Genomic DNA, 18,012 nt, shown 5'->3' with positions numbered 1-18,012 from the left:
GGATCCGTAGGCGACGAACGCGATGGCGTGACGAGCAATTGCGCCTGATTCATGAACCAGCCTGTCCTGCTCTCGCCAGGAACCGCCCCTCCCTGCGTCCGTTCGCCTGCCCGTCGCTGTAGCTCAGAACGCCGTTGATCCACACCCCATCAATGCCTTCGGCAGCACGTTGCGGCTCTACGAAATCTGCAGCATCACGAATGGTATGCGGATTGAACAGCACCAGATCCGCCCAATGTCCTTCGCGAATTTCGCCGCGCTCTTTCAAGCCGAACCGTGCGGCGGAAAGACCGGTCATTTTGTGCACGGCGGTATGTAACGGAAAAAGTCCGACGTCACGACTGAAATGTCCCAACACCCGTGGGAAAGCGCCCCACAAGCGTGGATGAGGAAACGGGTCTTCGGGCAAGCCGTCGGAACCGATCATGGACAGCGGATGTGCGAGGATTCGTCTTACATCAGCTTCGTCCATGCCGTAGTACACCGCGCCAGCTGGTTGCAAGCGTCGCGCGGCTTCCAGCAACGGCACACCCCATTTGCAGGCAATGTCGATAAGGTCGCGACCGCTCATCGCCGGATGAGGCGTCGACCAGGTGATGGTGATGGGATGGGCATCGGTCACCTGCTTGAGATCCAGCGTCGAAGAGCTTGCCGCATAGGGGTAGCAGTCACAGCCGACCGGATGGTTTCTGGCAGCGCTTTCCAGCGCGGCGAGCACCTGCGGACTGCGTCCCCAATTACCGACGCCGGCACATTTGAGGTGAGAAATAATCACCGGGCTCTGTGCATGGCGTCCGATATGGAAGGCCTCGGCCATGGCCTCGAGTACCGGTTCGAATTCGCTGCGCAGGTGGGTGGTGTAGACCCCGCCGTACGCGCTCAACTCTTCGGTCAGTTGCATGACTTCATCAGTAGACGCTGAAAAAGCGTTGGCGTAAGCCAGGCCGGTAGACAAACCCAACGCACCGTCCTCCAGGCTTTCACGCAGTTGCTGACGCATGGCGGCGATTTCCCCTACGCTGGCTGTGCGCAACAAATCGTCCATGTGGTTACTGCGCAATGCCGTGTGGCCCACCAACGCGGCGACGTTGACCGCAGGGGCCGCTGCTTCAACCGCGCCACGATAATCGCTGAAGCGCGGGTAAACGAACGCCTGGGCGGTGCCGAGCAGGTTCATCGGGTCCGGCGGATCGCCCCGCAGGCGCACCGGTGAAGCACTGATGCCGCAGTTGCCGACGATCACCGTGGTGACACCCTGGCTGAGTTTGGGCAGCATTTGCGGTTGGCGGATGACCATTGTGTCGTCGTGGGTGTGCACGTCGATAAAACCCGGCGCCAGCACTCGCCCAGCAGCGTCAATGTCTGCAATCGCCCGGGCGGCGCCAAGGTCGCCGATGCGCTCGATACGCCCGGCACGAATCGCCAGATCGGCGGTGTAGCCGGGCGTGTCGCAGCCATCGATGACCAGCGCATTACGGATAAGGGTGTCGTACAGCATGTCAGTCTCCCAGCGGCAAGTCATCGTCGCCGCCGCGGTAGTCGTCCAGGGCGAGCTTGACTCGCCGCAAACGCTCTTGATTGTCTTCAGGATTGGCCAGGGCGAGTTCGGTAGCGAGCACGTCGATAGCCAGCAGCATGCCGTAGCGCGCCGCCGTGGGCTTATAGATAAATGAGGTTTCGGCGCCTTGCAGGGGCAGCACGACATCGGCCAATCGGGCCAGCGGGGAGTCGGCCCGGGTGATCGCCAGAATCGCCGCGCCGTAACTCCGAGCCAGTTCAACGGCACCGAGCAGTTCCGGGGTGATACCGGTGAGCGAACAAGTAATGACCACATTTGCCTCGCTCAGCGAGGTGGCGGCGATGCGCATCATCACCGGGTCGCGGCACACGGCAATCGGATAGCCGAAACGCACCAGCCGCACCTGCAACTCTTCACTGCACAACGCCGACCAGCCACCGAGCCCGAACGCATGAATCATGCGCGCCTTGCCAAGCATCCGCACGGCATCGGCGAACCGCGTCTCCTCGAATGCCGACAGATGCTGACGCAATGTGGACTCGATATCGCCAACAATCTGCCCATAAAACGCCGACTGCTCGGGCGCGCCTGTCGGGTCGAGAAAGCGGCTGCCGACTCCGCTGGCCTGGGCCAGTTGCAGGCGCAGATCCCGCAAGTCGCGACAACCAACGGTGCGGGCGAAGCGCGATAGCGTGGCACTGCTGACTTCGGCGCGCCGGGCCAGGTCGTCCAGGCTGGCGGCGGCGGCAAATCCTACGTCGTCGAGCATCAGCCTGGCGATTCGTCCTTCGCCGGCGCTGAAGGAATCCTGACGAGCACGGATCTGGTAAAGGATATCCATGACGGCTCCTGTGTGATTGCGTTGTGCTCAGAGCAAACGCGCGAGCCCAAGGGTCAGGCCAAAGGCGACCAGGGAGATCAGCGTTTCCAGCACGGTCCAGGTCTTGAAGGTTTGGGCAACGGTCATGTTGAAATATTCCTTGATCAACCAGAAGCCGCCGTCGTTGACGTGGGAAAAGATAACCGACCCGGCCCCGGTTGCCAGCACCAGCAACTCGGGATGGGGATAGCCCAGGCCGATCGCCACGGGGGCGACGATGCCCGAGGCGGTCGTCATCGCCACCGTGGCGGAGCCGGTGGCGACGCGCATCAATGCGGCGAACAGCCAGCCCATGACCAGTGGCGACAGTTGGAATTCCTGGGCCAGCCCGACGATCTGTTGCGTGACCCCGGCGTCTACCAGGATCCGGTTCAAACCGCCACCAGCGCCCACCAGCAAGGTGATGCTGGCCGTGGGTGCCAGGCACTCGTTGGTGAACTTGAGGATCGACTCACGGTTGAAGCCCTGGGCGAGGCCGAGGGTCCAGAAGCTGAGGACGGTCGCCAGCAACAGTGCAATCACCGAGTTGCCGATGAACAGCAGGAACTGGTTGAAACCACTGCCCGGCGTAGAAATCAGGTTGGCCCAGCCACCGATCAGCATCAGGATCACCGGCAGCAGGATGGTCCCCAGGGTGATGCCGAAACCCGGCAGCCTGGCGCGGGGTTCGCGGTCGAGAAACTGTCGCTCCAGCGGGTTCTCTGCCGGCAACTGGATGCGTGGGACGATGAGCTTTGCGTACAGCGGACCTGCGATGATCGCGGTGGGAATGCCGATCAGGATCGCGTACAGCAAGGTCTGTCCCACCGAGGCCTGGAATGCCTGTACCGCCAGCATCGCCGCCGGATGCGGCGGCACCAGGGCATGGACCACCGAGAGCCCGGCGACCATCGGCAGCCCTACCATCAGGATCGACACGCCCACCCGTCGGGCGACGGTAAATGCGATGGGCACCAGCAGCACAAAGCCGACTTCGAAGAACAACGGCAGCCCGACCAGGAAGGCGATGCACACCATCGCCCAGTGGGCGTTTCGCTCTCCGAAGCGTTCGATCAGCGTCCGCGCCATCCGTTCCGCCCCGCCGGACTCGGCCATCATCTTGCCGAGCATCGTGCCCAAGGCCACCACCAGTGCAATGTGGCCCAGCGTCTTGCCCACACCGGCCTCATACGCCCCCACCACGCCCGACGGCGGCATCCCTGCCAACAGCGCGAGACCGATGGAGACCAAGGTGATCACAATGAACGGATTGAGTCGGTAGCGGGCGATCAGGACGATCAGCGCAATGATAGCGATGGCCGCGTAGACCAACAGCCAATAACCGAAAGCAGGTGCCATGCGGTACTCCTTGAACAGGGTCACGTCTATGAGTTGTGAAACTCATAAATCATTTCAAGGAGCAATCTTCAAATGCTTTGAAAATAACTTTCGTGCCTGGACAAGAAGTGTCGCTGACGGACATTGCGAAGCAGCCGCCATGAAAATCCACTGCAAAACTTTCATGCCTGTGGGAGCAAAGCTTGCTCGCGACAGCGGCAGACCCGCCAATGCCGTTGCTGACTGACTTGTCTGGATCGCGAGCAAGCTTTGCTCCCACAGGCCCACTGTTCCTACGCCCGACAATTGCGTACCATCCTTCTGCTTTTTGCACCACGTCCCCCGGCAGCCGACTCCCAACCGGCGCCCAGTCAGGTAAACCATGAAACCAGCACGCCTTCGCGCCGACGTCCTCGCCGGCCTCACTACTTCTTTTGCTTTGCTCCCCGAATGCATCGCCTTCGCCCTGGTGGCCCACCTCAACCCGCTGATGGGGCTGTATGGCGCTTTCATCATCTGCACCCTGACCGCACTGTTTGGCGGCCGGCCTGGCATGGTGTCGGGCGCGGCGGGGTCGATGGCGGTGGTGATCGTCGCGCTGGTGGTACAGCACGGCGTGCAGTACCTGCTGGCCACGGTGGTGCTGGGTGGGCTGATCATGGTGGCTTTCGGGCTGTTGCGGCTGGGCAAGCTGGTGCGCATGGTGCCGCACCCGGTGATGCTCGGCTTCGTCAACGGCCTGGCGATCGTCATTGCACTGGCCCAACTGGAGCATTTCAAGAGCGGAGGAGCGTGGCTCAGCGGCGCACCGTTGTACTGGATGGCGGGCCTGGTCGCGTTGACCATGGCGATTGTCTACCTGCTGCCACGCCTGACCCGTAGCGTGCCGCCGGCCCTGGTGGCGATTCTTGGCATCGGCCTGGTGGTCTACCTGCTCGGCCTGCCGACCCGTACGCTGGGGGACATGGCACACATCGCCGGCGGCTTGCCCGATTTTGCCCTGCCGGATATTCCCTGGAACCTGGAAACCCTGCGGATCGTGGCACCCTATGCGGTGATCATGGCGATGGTCGGTTTGCTGGAAACCCTGCTGACCCTGAACCTGACTGATGAAATCACTGAAAGCCGCGGTTATCCGGACCGCGAGTGCGTGGCGCTCGGCGCGGCCAATATCGCCTCCGGCCTGTTCGGCGGCATGGGCGGTTGCGCCATGATCGGCCAGACGGTGATCAACCTCAGCTCTGGCGGTCGCGGCCGGTTGTCCGGCGCGGTGGCCGGGGTGATGGTGTTGCTGTTCGTCTTGTTCCTCTCGCCGCTGATCGAGCGCATCCCGCTCGCTGCGCTGGTGGGCGTGATGTTCGTGGTGGCGCAGCAGACCTTTGCCTGGGCCTCGCTGCGGGTGATCAACAAGGTACCGGCGAATGATGTGCTGGTCATCATTGCCGTGACCGTCATCACCGTGTTTACCGACCTGGCCGTGGCAGTGCTGTGCGGCATCATCGTCGCGGCGCTCAACTTCGCCTGGCAACAGGCCCGGGAGCTCTACGCCGACACCCATCTGGAGGCCGACGGCAGCAAACTCTATCGCTTGCACGGCACACTGTTCTTCGCCTCGACCACGCCGTTTCTCAACCAGTTCGACCCGGCGAATGATCCGGTCCAGGTGACCCTGGACTGCCGTCACCTGAGCTTCGTCGACTACTCCGCCATCGCCGCGCTGAAGACCCTGCGCGAACGCTACAGCAAGGCCGGCAAGCACCTGCGGGTGTTCCACCTCTCGGAGCGCTGCAAGCAAATGCTCAAGCGTGCCGGCGTGCATCACGACTGAACATCCCCCTTTGCTCGCGAAGGCGGTGCATCAGCCAGCACAGGATTGCCTGGCCCGGCGCCTTCGCGAGCAAGCCCGCTCCCACAGGGGAATTGTGTTGGATCGGGATCTTGCGGTCGTGACCAAGCAACGGCGGGCTTGCTCGCGATAGCGGTGTATCAGCCTTACACCATCTCGTTGAGAATCCACTCCACCACCGACGTCCGCTTCGGCGCCCAGCCCAGCAGTTCGCGGGCATGCCGGCCTCGCACGCGGCTGTTGGAGCCCAGGCCGTAGTTGGCCATTTCATAGCCCCACTCGGCCTCGGCTTCGGCCAGCGGCCAGTCCTGCGGTTCGCCAAGGTTCAGTGCCCGGGCCATGGCCGTGGTCATATCGAGAAACGAGGCCTCGCCGCTTTCGACGAAGTAGAACGTGCCTGGCAGGTTGCGGGTCAGGGCAAGCAGGTACAACTCCACCACATCCTCGATGTGCACGTTGGACCAGATATTCCGCCCCGGCCCGACATGCCGCACCACTCCGCTTTTGCGCGCCTGCTTGAGCAAGCGCGGCAGTTGCACGCTGTCGCGCCTGACACCCAGGCTGTGGCCGTAGATCAAGGTATTGCAAATCACCGCCGAGTTCACGCCGTTCTTCGCCGCGCCAAGGACGAGGTTATCTATCGCGACGCGGGCAGCCTTGTCGACGGTAGGCTCCGGCAGGGTGTTCTCCTGGTAGACGTCAGCGCTGGCAAGACCACCCGAAGCATCGCCGACAATGCTCGAACCGCTGGTGTGCAGCAGGACCTTGTTCGAGCCCCTGAGCCCCTCGAGCAGCGCTTCGACCGCGCCACGATGGTCGCTGCTGGCGGCATTGATTACCGCATCGGCAGCACGGGCCTGTCCGGTCAGCAGCGCGCTGTCTTCGAGAGTGCCGATAAGCGGTTTGATACCCAGGGCAACGAGCTCCTTCGCCTGCTCGGCATTGCGTACCAGACCGATGACTCGATGTCCGGCCCGAACCAGACCGGTAGCAATGGAACCGCCGATAAAACCGGCAGCGCCGGTGACAAATACGTTCATGAAAAACTCCTTGGCAGGATCAGTGATGGAGCGAGTATCGAGGACTGCTACTTGGCGAAACAGTCCACATTGCCCAATTCACTCTTGCCTTGAAGTCACGAATTAGCCACCTAGGCCACTAGAGATCCCGCGAGGCGTATTCGGCGAGCTTGTCCTGAATGAAGTCCAGGAAGCACTGGATGCGCAACGCCAGTTGAGAGTTGCGGTAGTAGACCGCGTTGATCGGCTGGCGGTATCCGCTATTGGCCTCGGCCAGCAGCACCTTCAGTCGGCCGGCACGGATGTCGTCGCGGGTCATGAAGTCCGACAGGCAGGCGATGCCCTGCCCTTGCAGCGCCAGGTGGCGCACCGTTTCGCCACTGGACGCGCTGATGGCCGCCTGAATGGGCCAGCGGTCGCCGTGGAGATGGCGCAAGGGCCACTGGTTGAGGCCATCGTTCTGGGCAAACCCCAGCAATGCATGCTCCGCCAGTTCGGCGACGGTTGAAGGCGTACCGTGCTGTGTCAGATAAGCGGGGCTGGCCAGGATGTGCAACGGACTGCAGCCCAGGGGACGGGCATGCAACGTCGAATCGGTGAGGGCGCCGATGCGGATGGCGACGTCGGTGCTCTGCTCGAGCAAATCAATGATCAGGTCATTGGTGTTGAGCTCGAGCTGGATATCCGGGTAGAGCCTGCGGAACTCATCGATGTGCGGCACGATGGCATGCAGCATGAACGGCGACGCAGCGTTGATCCGCAACCGTCCTGAAGGCTTCTGCTGGCGGGAAGACAAGCGTTCCTCCAACGCTTCCAACTGGTCGAGAATGCTTTTGGCCTGCTCGAAGAAATACCGGCCCTCCTCGGTCAGGTCCATGCGCCGGGTGGTGCGATTGATCAGTGTGGTGTCGAGCTTGGCTTCCAGCCGGGACAACGTGCGGCTGACCGCCGAGGGTGTCTGCCCGACCTGCTCGGCGGCGGCGGAGATCGACCCACACTCGATCACACAGACGAAGATCTGCAACTCGTCGGATCTGGCTTTCACAAACGTCCTCTCATGGAATGCACAGTCAATGTGGCGAGAGTAGCCGGATTACCGCGAAAGGCCGAACACCTCGATCAAATGCTGTTCATAGCGCGCCACATCGGCTTCGACGTTCGGGCGTTTCATCACGTCCACGCACAGGAAGGTCGGCAAGCCGGTCATGCCCAGGAACTGGTTGGCCTTGTGGAACGGGAAGTACACCGCGTCCACGCCCTTGCCTTCGAAGAAGTCGGTCGGATCATCGAAGGCCTGCTGTGGGGCGTTCCAGGTCAGCGACAACATGTATTGCTTGCCCTGAATCAGGCCACCGCTACCGTACTTCTGCGAGGCATCGGAGCGGGTGCGGCCGTCACTGGCGTAGAGACTGCCATGACCTTCGGTAAACACTTCGTCGACGTACTTCTTCACGGTCCATGGCGCGCCCATCCACCAGCCTGGCATCTGATAGATGACGACATCGGCCCAGAGAAATTTGGCGACCTCTTCCTTGATATCGTAGCCGCCGTCGATGAAGGTGCTTTTGACGTCCAGGCCACCACGGTCCAGCACACTGAGGGCCGTGTCGTGGAGGGTCGCGTTATAGCGGCCATCGGAATGAGCAAACTGTTTACCACCGTTGAGCAACAGGACTTTTTTCATGGGAGCCTCATCAGGTTCCACAGCGAGCACCGTCGAAGGGCTGCCGAATGGAAAGGTTGGAAATGATGGGGCGCAGACTACCGATGAGCCTCGCGCGGAGTAAGCGCTGCAGCGGCAAAACTGATTTGATTCATACGCACGAATCAGCACCCGATTGTTGCCGTAGAATTCAGTTCACGTCCATTCAGGAGACACGCGATGAGCGAACTGCACGGTTTCATCCTCCACGCCAAAACCCGCCCGGAAAAAGCCGAAGCCTTCGAAGCACTGTTTCGTGCCTACGTCGAACCGAGTCGCGCCGAACCGGGCTGCATCGAATACCACATGCTGCGGGACCAACAGGATCCGACACTGTTTATCTTCTATGAAATCTGGCAATCCCAGGCCCACCTGGACGTGCATTCGAATCTGCCGCACATGAAGCAGTTCTTTGAGCACCGCATGGATTACCTGGAGCGCGATTTCGAGATCCGTCGTGTCGAGATGCTGAGTCCATCGTCTAGCCACTGATCAGCATGTGAGCGCCGAGCCCGCCAAGGGCAATGAAGAACACCCGCCGAAACAGCTCGGCGCTGATCCGCCGGCGCAACCACTGCCCCAGCCACATCCCCAGCAGCGCCGGTACCAGCGCCAGCAGCGACGCGCTCAGCTCTCCCCCACCCAGGGCACCGCGCCACCACAGGCCGGCCGCCAGGGCCAACGTCGACACCGTGAAGGACAGACCCAGGGCCTGCACCAGCTCGTCCTTGCTCAAGCCCAGTGCTTGCAGATAAGGCACCGCCGGAATGACAAACACACCCGTGGCAGACGTGATGACGCCGGTCAGCAGCCCGCAGAACGGCGCCAGCCACAACTCAACGCTTCCACCTACCCGTAGCGCCGGCAGCGCCAGCCCACTCAGGGCATACACTAATAATGCCCCTCCCAAGGCCCGCACCACCCAGGGGCCGCCCGCCATGCCGATCCACAAGGTCCCGAGACCGGTGCCGATGGAAATCGCCAACAACAGCAGCCACAAGCGCCGGATCAAGGTACGCAAGTGACCGCCGAAAGCCAGCTGCCAAAGATTGGTCAAAGTGGCCGGGATGATGAGCAATGCGGCAGCCTGCATCGGTGCCATAGCCAGACCGAGCACCCCCATGGAAATGGTCGGCAGGCCGAGGCCGATCACCCCTTTGATCGTGCCGGCCAGCAGGAAGGTGATGACGATCAACAGCGATAGCGCCGGGCCCAGGTTCTGATAGAAAGCGATGAAGGTGTCCATGGGGCTATCCTGGGCCCAGGCGGGTTGTTTGGAAATCTGCCATATACTGAGGCAGCCTCTTGCTCAACAAGAGGCTGAAGACTTTAGTGGTGCTACTGGCCCCTTCGCGAGCAGGCTCGCTCCCACAGGGTGAACACAAATCTTGTGCTCACACCGATCACTGTGGGAGCGAGCCTGCTCGCGATGGCAATCCATCAGACACCACAAAACCCGGCACAGGATCCCCCCATGCACTTCGACCTCACCGACCTGCGCCTCTATGTGAACATCCTCGACACCGGCAACATCACCGCCGGAGCAGCCCGCAGCCATTTGTCCCTGGCGGCGGCGAGTGCGCGGGTCCGTGCCATGGAAGCGTCTTTGGGCACCGAATTGCTCGCACGCGGGCGGCGTGGCGTAACGCCCACACCGGCCGGCAAGGCCATGGCGCAGCATGCCCGGGTATTGCTGCAACACGCGGAGCACCTGCAACAGGATCTGGCCGAGTATGCCAAGGGCGTCAAAGGCCGGGTACGGTTGCTGTGCAACACCAGCGCCATGAGCGAACACTTGCCCGAGTTGCTGGCCACCTTCCTCAAGGACCACCCCAATCTCGACATCGACCTGCAAGAGCTCCCCAGCTCACGCATCACCCATGCCTTGCGCCAGGGTGCGGCAGACCTGGGTGTCGTGTCCGACGCAGTCGACACCGATGACCTTCAGACCCGGCCCTTTCGCAACGATCCGCTGGTATTGATCCTACCGTCCGGGCATCCATTGGCCGACGGCCGAGCAGTCAGTTTCAGCGAGACCCTCGTTCATGATTATGTCGGGCTGAACGCCACCAACGCCCTGGCGGTGTATCTCGAGGAGCAGGCCCTGCACACCGGGCTGCGCATGCGGATCCGCATTCGCGCTGACGGTTTCGATGGAGTGATTCGCATGGTGGCCCATGGCGCAGGTATCGCCATCGTGCCAAAGGCCACTATTGAACGCCGCCCTGCCGAGCCATCGTATCGATGCGTGCCGCTGCACGAGGCTTGGGCACAACGGGCCCTGTTGTTGGCGGCGTGCAATTTCGAGGCGTTGCCGGCCTATGCCAAGGCTCTCGCCGTGCATCTGTCCGAGCATTGATTTGCGTTTCTGGGTAGCCCGATGTCGAGCACAGACAACTGGAGGACCGCAGACGTCTATAGGGTGCCTCTTCAGATTACGTCCAATGCCCGGAGTCCACATGACCGCACCTATCACCGTTCTGCGCGATACCCATCCGCTGCCCGTACTCGATGCCTGCAAATGGGAGAAGCTCGAAGGCGACCCGCATACCGTCAACCTCAACGCTTACACCAGCGAAGATGGCAGCAAGATCATGGGCACCTGGATCTGCACGCCGGGCAAATGGTACGTGGAATACGTGAAGTGGGAATACTGCCACTTCCAGGAAGGCTACTGCATCATCACGCCGGAAGGCATGGAACCCATCCATCTGCGGGCCGGTGACATCTTTGTCATCGAGCCTGGGATGAAAGGCACCTGGGAAGTGGTTGAAACCGTGCGCAAATACTTCGTCTTCGCCTGACGCGGTCCGATACATCCGCGGCCGATGCGCTGTGCTCGCCCGGTGCGAACACAGCGCAGTGCCGCAACGCGCTATACCGTGACGTTGATGGCGCTGATTTTGCCGCTTCGATACGCCTCGAGTATCTGATGGATGCTGGACCGGGCCCCCTCCCTCGCCGTAAAAATCCCGCCACAGCCGTGGTTCGCCGCAGCGTAACTCTCATCGTCCATCAAGATCCGGTGTGCCTGCTTCAGGTTCCAGAACGGAACCCCGGCAAACAAATGGTGCGTCAGATGATAGTTATCGCCATGCATGCCAATGAACAATCTTTCGGGCAGGGTCGGGAAGCGATTGCGCGTCAGATTCACCTCCTCCTTGTAGACCCCGAACATGCCAAAGTGCTCGGAAATCTCGGAGAACCAACCGATCACCTGGAAGGCTGTGAAGTATGGAATCAGCCAGAACAGGACATAGCCCCATGGACCGACGAAATAGCTCAACAGCAGCAGGATGACCCCATGCACTGCCAGAAGCTTCACGCCCTGTAGCGGGTTGGCGAGGATGTCACCGGCACGATTCTTTACCAGGTAGAGAAAATACTTGTAGGTGTTGACCAGCGTCACGCTCCTGAACAGATGCCGGGACAGGAAATCCAGTCGATCCTGCGCCTCATACAGACCTGACTCGATGTAGAAGCGATGGTCGGGATCCTTGTCCTGATCACCCAGATGGTGGTGATGCATCTGCACATGGGAACGACGGTACGCTTCGAAGTTCTGGAAGATGGGATAAGCCAGCAAATATTCGCCGACCCACTTGTTGAGCATTTTGCTCCTGGCCAGGGTCATGTGCGCCGCTTCGTGCAAAAGCGACGCGAGAGCCCGCTGTCGAGAGCCAATGAACAGCAGCGCCAGCGGATACAGAAAGTTATAGCGATGGCTCAGGTACACAGCCGCGGCAATGACGATCAAGTCCGCGCCAAGGGCAACCAGCCAGTGCCAGTTATCCTTGTGATACAGGGGGCGCAAGCGTTGCCTGAGTTCAGTTGAAGGATTAAACCTGGTCATATCGTTCATCAGAATTCCCTTTCTTGATTCAACGTGATCACTGCAGACATCCACGGTTCTTGCGTGAAGTTTCGTACCCTGCGCCGGGTTATATCTGCCCCAGCAAAGAGATGAATTCATCAGCCTCACGAACGCTGTTCCGCGCATTGATGGAGATTCGCACGAAGCGCTCATGCCCCTGCTTCAACATGAAGTACGGCGTATGGGAGGCATACCCCGGCCAACTGTTGATTCCTCGGGCGCGCAGATAGCCGACAACTTCCGTCGCCGCATAGCGGGCATGAGTAAACGCGATGATTCCTTGATGATGCGTACCCGGCGCAATCAAGTGGACGTCGGGCATCCGGGCCATACGCTGGAAAAGAGTCCGGTAGAGCTCGGACTCTTCACCGTAGGCACTCGACAAGCGTTCCTTGATCGCCTGGTTCAAGCCCACCACTGCCGCGTTGTTGCGTTCGGCAAACTCGAAACCACGGGCATCATCGACACGCCGATGGACCACGCCGGATTGATCGACGCTGGCCCGGCCCAGATCGGTAAAACGCGGTTGCGCAGAGGCCAGGAAGCGCTCGGAAAGATAGGCGAATCCGGTACCTCTCGGTCCACAGAGGAACTTCCTGCCGGCAGCCGTCAGTACATCGCAGCCAATGGCCTGCACATCCAGCGCGAGCATGCCTGCCGACTGACAGGCATCGACAAAGTACAGGCAAGGGTAATCGCGCAAAATGTTACCCACCGCGACGATGTCATTGACGATGCCGCAGCAGGAAGGCACATGGACGAGCGAGACCAGCTTGACCTCAACGCTCATGTGCCGGGCCAACCATTGCAGGTCCAGGTTGCCATCGGCCAGCAGCGGTATCACTTCGACCACCAGCCCGTGCAGGCGCTGCAATGTGGACAGAGCAATCAAGTTGCCGGCGTATTCGTAAGGCGTAACCAGGACCCGTGCGCCCTCGGTCCAGGTCAGTGATTCCAGCGCCGTCACCCAGGCCTTTGTCGCCCCATCGAACAGTGCAATGTTGCGCGCATCGGCGCCCAGCAACCGGGCGATGTTCTCATAGACCTCGACGTCCAGTACGGTCGAATGATTCAGTTCGGTCTCATAGGCGCCCAACTCGAACTCTGCCTGCAAATAATGCTGCATCTGACTCAGCGTCTCGCTGGACATGAGCCCCGAACCGGCAGTGTTGAAATGAATCATGAATGTCCCCCGCGCCTGGAGCCCAGGAAATAGAACAGGCTGGCCGCGACCACACACAGCGACAGGACGTAGAACATGGTCTGGGGCGCATACAACGACAACACCGCCCCACACAGTACAGGCCCCAACGCCGCCCCCAGGTTCGACAGGTTCTGTGCGCCGTAATACACGCCCCGCATGTCTTCCGGCGCGATGTAGTCAATGAACAGGTACTCCGCCGGGATAATGATGATCTCCCCCACGGTGAAAATGATCATGGCCACCACCCAGACCACCCAGCCCTGTGCATAAGCGAAACCCAGGAGGCCGGTGATGAAGAACAACATGCCCAGCAGCAACATGCGGAACAGGTTGTTCTGATGGATCCTGGAGCCGATCAGGTACTGCAGGCCGATGACCACGCAAGCGTTGGTGGTGACCAGATAATTGATGATCCGGTAGGTGTTTTCCGGGTCGCTGGTCACGATCAGATATTGCGAGAGATAGGCGGTGAACTGTCCGAACACGATCGCACTGAGAACGCCGCCGATCGTAAAGCAGACCAGCCGGTAATTGCGCCCCAGATGAACCAGTACACGAGCGAAGTCATTGTTCGGACGCTCCGTGCTTGCTCCCTGGGGGAGCCGCTCGCCCAACACGCTGTACAGCCCCACGAACACCACGCCGATCATCGCCGAAACCGCAAAGGGCAGGCCGGGACTTATCTTGGCGAACAACACGCCCAAGAACGGACCGATGGCGTAACCGACATTGGTCAGCGTGTATTTCATGGAAAACACGCTTCCCCGTTTATCGACGATCACCAGGAAACCTATGCCTGACTTCACGGCGATATCGATCACTGCATAGGACAGGTTCACTACTACGATGGCGATGATGAACGGCACCAGGCTGGCAACCTGGTAGGCCACGGCAAATGCCAGGGCAAACAGGGTGGCCGCACCGAGCAGGATCCGATAGTTGGAAAACCTGTCCACCAGAAAGCCGCCATAGACGCCCAACAGGGAGCTGACGATCAGCGCGCCGCCGACCACAAGGCCGATATCCGTGACACCCAGGCCGAACACCTGGGAGCAGTAGACAACCAGATAAGGCAGCGCCAGCGCCCGGGCAACGGTCAGGATAAATGTCGCTGACAGCAGCAGAATCACAGGCCTTGTATAGACCTTGGCCCCATCCTGCACGGCCAGCTCCCCCGAGACGTCGTTCATGCCAGCATGGCCCTGTAGACGCCGGGCTCATCCTCACGCAGCAACTCGATGCTTTTCTGGATGGCGGCGCGATCATGACCGAGGATGAACACGTGGCCCGGGCAGTTCTCCAGGGAAACGGTTTCCTTGAGCATGCCCTCATCCTGAATCTTGATGCTGTGCACCCCGGGGATCGCTTTCCATCGCGCCAGCTCAGGCGCCCGCTTGATCTGGCCGGCCTGCCGGGCGATCAGAAACACGCAGCTTGAATGGAAGTAGAGTCGGGTTCTCGGCCGCTGGCGGTAGTCGAGAAATGCCTGGGGATTGATCAGAGAGTCGATCCACAGGCTCAACTGGTTATGCCCCAGGGCCCGGGTATAAGCCGACAGATCGATACCACCCGGCATGCGTGCCGCGGTTTCAAGCAGTACCGGCTCATCATCGACAATCATCAGCTCGCTGTGACCAACCCCTTGCCGGATACCGAGCGCGTCAAGTACGGAAAAAATGTAATGCGACAGACGAGCATAGACATCGGCATTGTCCACCGGGCACATCAACTGGTTGTAGTCATGCACCGGCGAATCGCCAATCCGCGTGCGATAGACACGGATGATCTCGCTGACATAGTGCTGGCCGTCGACACTCACGGTGTTGACGCAATATTCGATATCCACATCGCTGGACTTGCTCGCCGACAGTTCCGTCCTGAAGTCCGAGTTATCCAGGTACTGCTGAACCAGCACTTCGTCGTTGCTTTCGAGAAAAAGGTTCCGGCTCGACTTGATCGCCTCGAATGCCCCCTCGACCTCGCTCTCACGGGTGCAGATATGGATATTGTCGGAGCCGGCGCTCTTGATCGGTTTCAACACCACGGGCAGGATTGCGTGTTCTTTTACCCACTCCTGAATGGCCGCCAGCGACCCCGATTTGAAATGCCTGATCGACCGTACACCGGCCTGCTGCAACGCTTCATGCATTTCGAACTTGTCGCGCCAGCGAATGGCATGGCGTGGATCATTGCGGCGCGTGACGTCGAACAACTCGGCCAGGTGAGCGGCCAGCTCAACCCCGAACTCGCAGCCGGCCAGCACGAACTGGACCGAATAGTCGGACAAGGCCTGGCGCAACTCGGCATCCGAGCTGTAGAGAATGTCTTCGATAAAATCGGCGGGACGAAACCAGGGCTTGTAGAACTCGTTGACGTTGGCGGTCGAACGCAGATGCACGCAGTCCAATCCACGGGAGATGAATGCTGGCGCGATCAGGCTGCCGATCGAATAGGCATCGACGATCAGGACGACATTTTTCTTGTAGATCACTTGATCGTCTCCCCGGCCTGGCTGAGCGCACGGACGGCGTCCTTGATGATACCGGCGGCTTTGTGGATATCGTCGCGGGTAATGTTGATATGCGGCATGAAGCGCATTTCCCTGGCGTTATAAGGCAGCCCACCTACGCCTTGCTTGCGCAGGTAGCCCGCGAACTGCACCGGCGGGATTTCCAGCGAGGCAATATCCAGGGTGACCATGTTGGTGCCCTTATAGCGAGCGGGCGCTTCGTCGATGTCGTTGAGCAGTTGGTGCAGCAGCGCCGCATGCTCATGGTCTTCGGCCAGGCGCTCGACATGATTGTGCATCGCGTAAAGCCCGGCGGCCGCCATCATGCCGGCCTGATGCAAGTCGCCGCCGAACCATTTCCGGTACTTCTTGGCTCGCTGTATCAGTTCCCCGGTCCCCACCATGATCGAACCGATCGGCGCGCCCAATCCCTTGGACAGGCACATCGACAGGAGATCGGCGTTGTCGGTATACGACGTCACGTCAATGCCGGACGCGATGGACGCATGGAGAATGCGCGCGCCATCCAGGTAACGGTAGGCACCGATATCCTGGGCATAGGCAAAGACATCGTTCATTTGCTGCAAAGGAAAGATGGCGCCGCCTTTGCACCCGAGCGTGTTCTCGATCACCACCACCCGAGGCAGCGCGTAATTCTGGCTCCAACGGCATTTGGAGGCGTGAAGTTTTTCCAGGTCACTGACCGTGAACAACCCGCTGTCATGGGTTGAAAGCGAAAAATTGACCCCGGAAAAAGCCGAGGTCGAGGCGGACTCATAGAAATTGATATGGTAGGAAGCGTCCAGGAATATTTCGTCGCCCGGGTTCGTCATGGCCTTGATAGCCAACTGGTTACTCAACGTGCCGCCAGAAGTAAACAGCGCCGCTTCCTTCTGGAAATATTGCGCACAGTATTCTTCCAATGCACGCACAGTCGGGTCTTCACCGAAGCAGTCATCACCCACTTCAGCCTGATAAATGGCCTTGCGCATGCCTTCCGTTGGCTTGGTTACCGTATCGCTTCTGAGATCGATAAACATAAATGCTCCGTTAATAACCTGCGCCAAAGACAATGCGAGAAGGATCGTAGAAGTCGGCCAGGGCCTCGAGGACATTGACAGGCGACTCCGCCAGGCGATGCAGGAAATGCAGATACCAGCTATCGCCGTAGACCGCCGCGATACGACAGGCCAGTCCTGCATCCCTGGCTTTGCGCAACGCCTCGGGTTGCACGCCGTGGAGCATTTCCAGCTCCTCGATGCGGGTGTGGAAGCCCTCCTCGAAGAGGCGCTTGATCAGGTTGGGATCTTGCGTTGCGCAACTGACCGGAACCCCGGCGTCGAGGATATCGGCCAGCAGGTTCAAATAACGCTCATCAAGTTCAGCGCCCCGGGGAAGGGCAACTTCGGGTGCTTCGTTATAAACGCCCTTAACCAGCCTGATCTTGCGGCCATAACGGATGAGGGCGGGTAAATCATTCACGGTTCTATGCAAGTGTGCCTGCACGGTGAGGCCGATATTGGAATGATCGGGGGCCAACTTGGAATACACTTCGAGGATCTTATCGACCGCCGAAGAGTGCTCCATGCTGATCATCACGGGAATATTATGTTCCGCTGCGGCGGACAAGATGGCGGTGGCGTTGCGATAAGCAGTTTCCTGGGATATCAGCATCCCTACTGCACTTAAATCGAAACCTAACTGGGGAGTTAATCCGGCCTTAGCGAAAGCCTGAATGGACGTCAGGTATTCATCGACAAAAGACTGTACGACGCGCGGATCATGGTTTTCTTCGCCGACATATTCGACACCGAGTCGGTAACCCTTGTCGCAGAGCAGTTGCAGCTTGCCGGGAAGGCCTTCCAGGCTCGACGAGACTATATAACGCTGAGCAGCTCGCTCGAATAACCTGAAGAACAACGCGTCTTTATTGAAAGCGTCTCGACACTCTTGATTCAACGCCAACTTTTTAAGGCCGGCAGAGATTAGTACGCATGTTTCCTGCGAAGGCATGGGTATCGCTCCTTGATATGTGTCGCTCGTCCTGAGCGCCGAGTATTGTGCAATGCTTTATTTCTGTCAACACTCCATAAACACAATAAACCGGCTTAATTCGCTAGAGTTCCATGGGTATGAAACACA

The 18,012-nt window shown here is 59.9% G+C and carries 18 protein-coding genes; 4 read left to right on the top strand and 14 right to left on the bottom strand.

The window, feature by feature from the left end:
• Window positions 1-49 precede the first annotated feature (49 nt).
• From AD665_RS25975 to AD665_RS27500, 4 genes are read right to left on the bottom strand one after another with little or no spacing between them, the layout of a single operon-like run.
• The gene (locus tag AD665_RS25975) at window positions 50-1,498 is read right to left on the bottom strand and encodes a D-aminoacylase (protein ID WP_053194345.1); all 1,449 of its coding nucleotides are present in this window, start codon (window positions 1,496-1,498) and stop codon (window positions 50-52) included.
• Window position 1,499: 1 nt separating this feature from the next.
• The gene (locus AD665_RS25970) at window positions 1,500-2,360 is read right to left on the bottom strand and encodes a MurR/RpiR family transcriptional regulator (RefSeq protein ID WP_024781096.1); all 861 of its coding nucleotides are present in this window, start codon (window positions 2,358-2,360) and stop codon (window positions 1,500-1,502) included.
• A gap of 27 nt (window positions 2,361-2,387) precedes the next feature.
• On the bottom strand, window positions 2,388-3,737 hold the full coding sequence (locus AD665_RS25965; RefSeq protein WP_024781095.1) for a GntT/GntP/DsdX family permease: 1,350 nt from the start codon (window positions 3,735-3,737) through the stop codon (window positions 2,388-2,390).
• A gap of 54 nt (window positions 3,738-3,791) precedes the next feature.
• A complete protein-coding gene (locus AD665_RS27500; RefSeq protein WP_147460440.1) occupies window positions 3,792-4,100 on the bottom strand; it encodes a hypothetical protein in 309 nt (102 codons plus the stop codon).
• On the opposite strand from AD665_RS27500, the gene AD665_RS25960 reads away from it, so the two are divergent.
• Entirely contained in the window at window positions 4,099-5,544 is a 1,446-nt protein-coding gene (locus AD665_RS25960) for a SulP family inorganic anion transporter (RefSeq protein WP_024781094.1), read from the top strand. The two genes, AD665_RS27500 and AD665_RS25960, sit on opposite strands and share 2 nt — an antisense overlap.
• A gap of 164 nt (window positions 5,545-5,708) precedes the next feature.
• Here AD665_RS25960 and AD665_RS25955 read toward each other — a convergent pair whose 3' ends face one another.
• The 3 genes from AD665_RS25955 to mdaB form a co-directional block, all read right to left on the bottom strand.
• Window positions 5,709-6,602, bottom strand: a complete 894-nt coding sequence (locus tag AD665_RS25955; RefSeq protein ID WP_024781093.1) for an NAD-dependent epimerase/dehydratase family protein — start codon at window positions 6,600-6,602, stop codon at window positions 5,709-5,711.
• Between the two features lie 118 nt (window positions 6,603-6,720).
• Window positions 6,721-7,626 carry a LysR family transcriptional regulator gene (locus AD665_RS25950; protein ID WP_024781092.1) on the bottom strand — a complete coding sequence of 302 codons (906 nt, stop codon included), beginning with the start codon at window positions 7,624-7,626 and terminating at the stop codon, window positions 6,721-6,723.
• A 48-nt stretch (window positions 7,627-7,674) separates the two neighbouring features.
• Complete coding sequence (mdaB, locus tag AD665_RS25945; RefSeq protein ID WP_024781091.1) at window positions 7,675-8,265, bottom strand: NADPH:quinone oxidoreductase MdaB; 591 nt, start codon at window positions 8,263-8,265, stop codon at window positions 7,675-7,677.
• A gap of 198 nt (window positions 8,266-8,463) precedes the next feature.
• Here mdaB and AD665_RS25940 point away from each other — a divergent pair, with 198 nt between their 5' ends.
• Window positions 8,464-8,775 carry a putative quinol monooxygenase gene (locus AD665_RS25940; RefSeq protein WP_024781090.1) on the top strand — a complete coding sequence of 104 codons (312 nt, stop codon included), beginning with the start codon at window positions 8,464-8,466 and terminating at the stop codon, window positions 8,773-8,775.
• Here AD665_RS25940 and AD665_RS25935 read toward each other — a convergent pair.
• Window positions 8,765-9,529 carry a sulfite exporter TauE/SafE family protein gene (locus tag AD665_RS25935; RefSeq protein WP_053194344.1) on the bottom strand — a complete coding sequence of 255 codons (765 nt, stop codon included), beginning with the start codon at window positions 9,527-9,529 and terminating at the stop codon, window positions 8,765-8,767. The genes AD665_RS25940 and AD665_RS25935 overlap by 11 nt on opposite strands.
• A gap of 228 nt (window positions 9,530-9,757) precedes the next feature.
• On the opposite strand from AD665_RS25935, the gene AD665_RS25930 reads away from it, so the two are divergent.
• Together AD665_RS25930 and AD665_RS25925 are read left to right on the top strand one after the other, a co-directional pair.
• Window positions 9,758-10,642, top strand: coding sequence for a LysR substrate-binding domain-containing protein (locus tag AD665_RS25930; RefSeq protein ID WP_024781088.1), 885 nt, complete (start codon window positions 9,758-9,760; stop codon window positions 10,640-10,642).
• A gap of 100 nt (window positions 10,643-10,742) precedes the next feature.
• On the top strand, window positions 10,743-11,087 hold the full coding sequence (locus AD665_RS25925) for a cupin domain-containing protein (RefSeq protein ID WP_024781087.1): 345 nt from the start codon (window positions 10,743-10,745) through the stop codon (window positions 11,085-11,087).
• Between the two features lie 71 nt (window positions 11,088-11,158).
• Here the strand turns inward: AD665_RS25925 and gntB are convergent, their stop codons facing one another.
• The 6 genes from gntB to AD665_RS25895 all read right to left on the bottom strand — a co-directional run bounded on the left by gntB (window position 11,159) and on the right by AD665_RS25895 (window position 17,883).
• On the bottom strand, window positions 11,159-12,145 hold the full coding sequence (gene gntB, locus AD665_RS25920; protein ID WP_024781086.1) for a guanitoxin biosynthesis L-arginine gamma (S) hydroxylase: 987 nt from the start codon (window positions 12,143-12,145) through the stop codon (window positions 11,159-11,161).
• Between the two features lie 79 nt (window positions 12,146-12,224).
• A complete protein-coding gene (locus AD665_RS25915; RefSeq protein WP_024781085.1) occupies window positions 12,225-13,340 on the bottom strand; it encodes an aminotransferase class V-fold PLP-dependent enzyme in 1,116 nt (371 codons plus the stop codon).
• Window positions 13,337-14,551: an MFS transporter gene (locus AD665_RS25910; RefSeq protein WP_024781084.1), complete on the bottom strand. Its 1,215-nt coding sequence runs from the start codon at window positions 14,549-14,551 to the stop codon at window positions 13,337-13,339. Before AD665_RS25910 ends, AD665_RS25915 begins: the two co-directional genes overlap by 4 nt.
• Window positions 14,548-15,852 carry a hypothetical protein gene (locus tag AD665_RS25905; protein ID WP_024781083.1) on the bottom strand — a complete coding sequence of 435 codons (1,305 nt, stop codon included), beginning with the start codon at window positions 15,850-15,852 and terminating at the stop codon, window positions 14,548-14,550. The genes AD665_RS25910 and AD665_RS25905 overlap by 4 nt, the downstream gene beginning before the upstream one ends.
• Window positions 15,849-16,943: a threonine aldolase family protein gene (locus AD665_RS25900; protein WP_160321678.1), complete on the bottom strand. Its 1,095-nt coding sequence runs from the start codon at window positions 16,941-16,943 to the stop codon at window positions 15,849-15,851. The genes AD665_RS25905 and AD665_RS25900 overlap by 4 nt, the downstream gene beginning before the upstream one ends.
• Complete coding sequence (locus AD665_RS25895; protein WP_053194342.1) at window positions 16,921-17,883, bottom strand: proline dehydrogenase family protein; 963 nt, start codon at window positions 17,881-17,883, stop codon at window positions 16,921-16,923. The genes AD665_RS25900 and AD665_RS25895 overlap by 23 nt, the downstream gene beginning before the upstream one ends.
• Window positions 17,884-18,012 lie beyond the last annotated feature (129 nt).

It is taken from the genome of Pseudomonas corrugata (assembly GCF_001269905.1).
Lineage (GTDB): Bacteria > Pseudomonadota > Gammaproteobacteria > Pseudomonadales > Pseudomonadaceae > Aquipseudomonas > Aquipseudomonas corrugata.
Note: the sequence above shows the minus strand (reverse complement) of the source record. Positions and strands in the feature narration are given on the sequence as shown.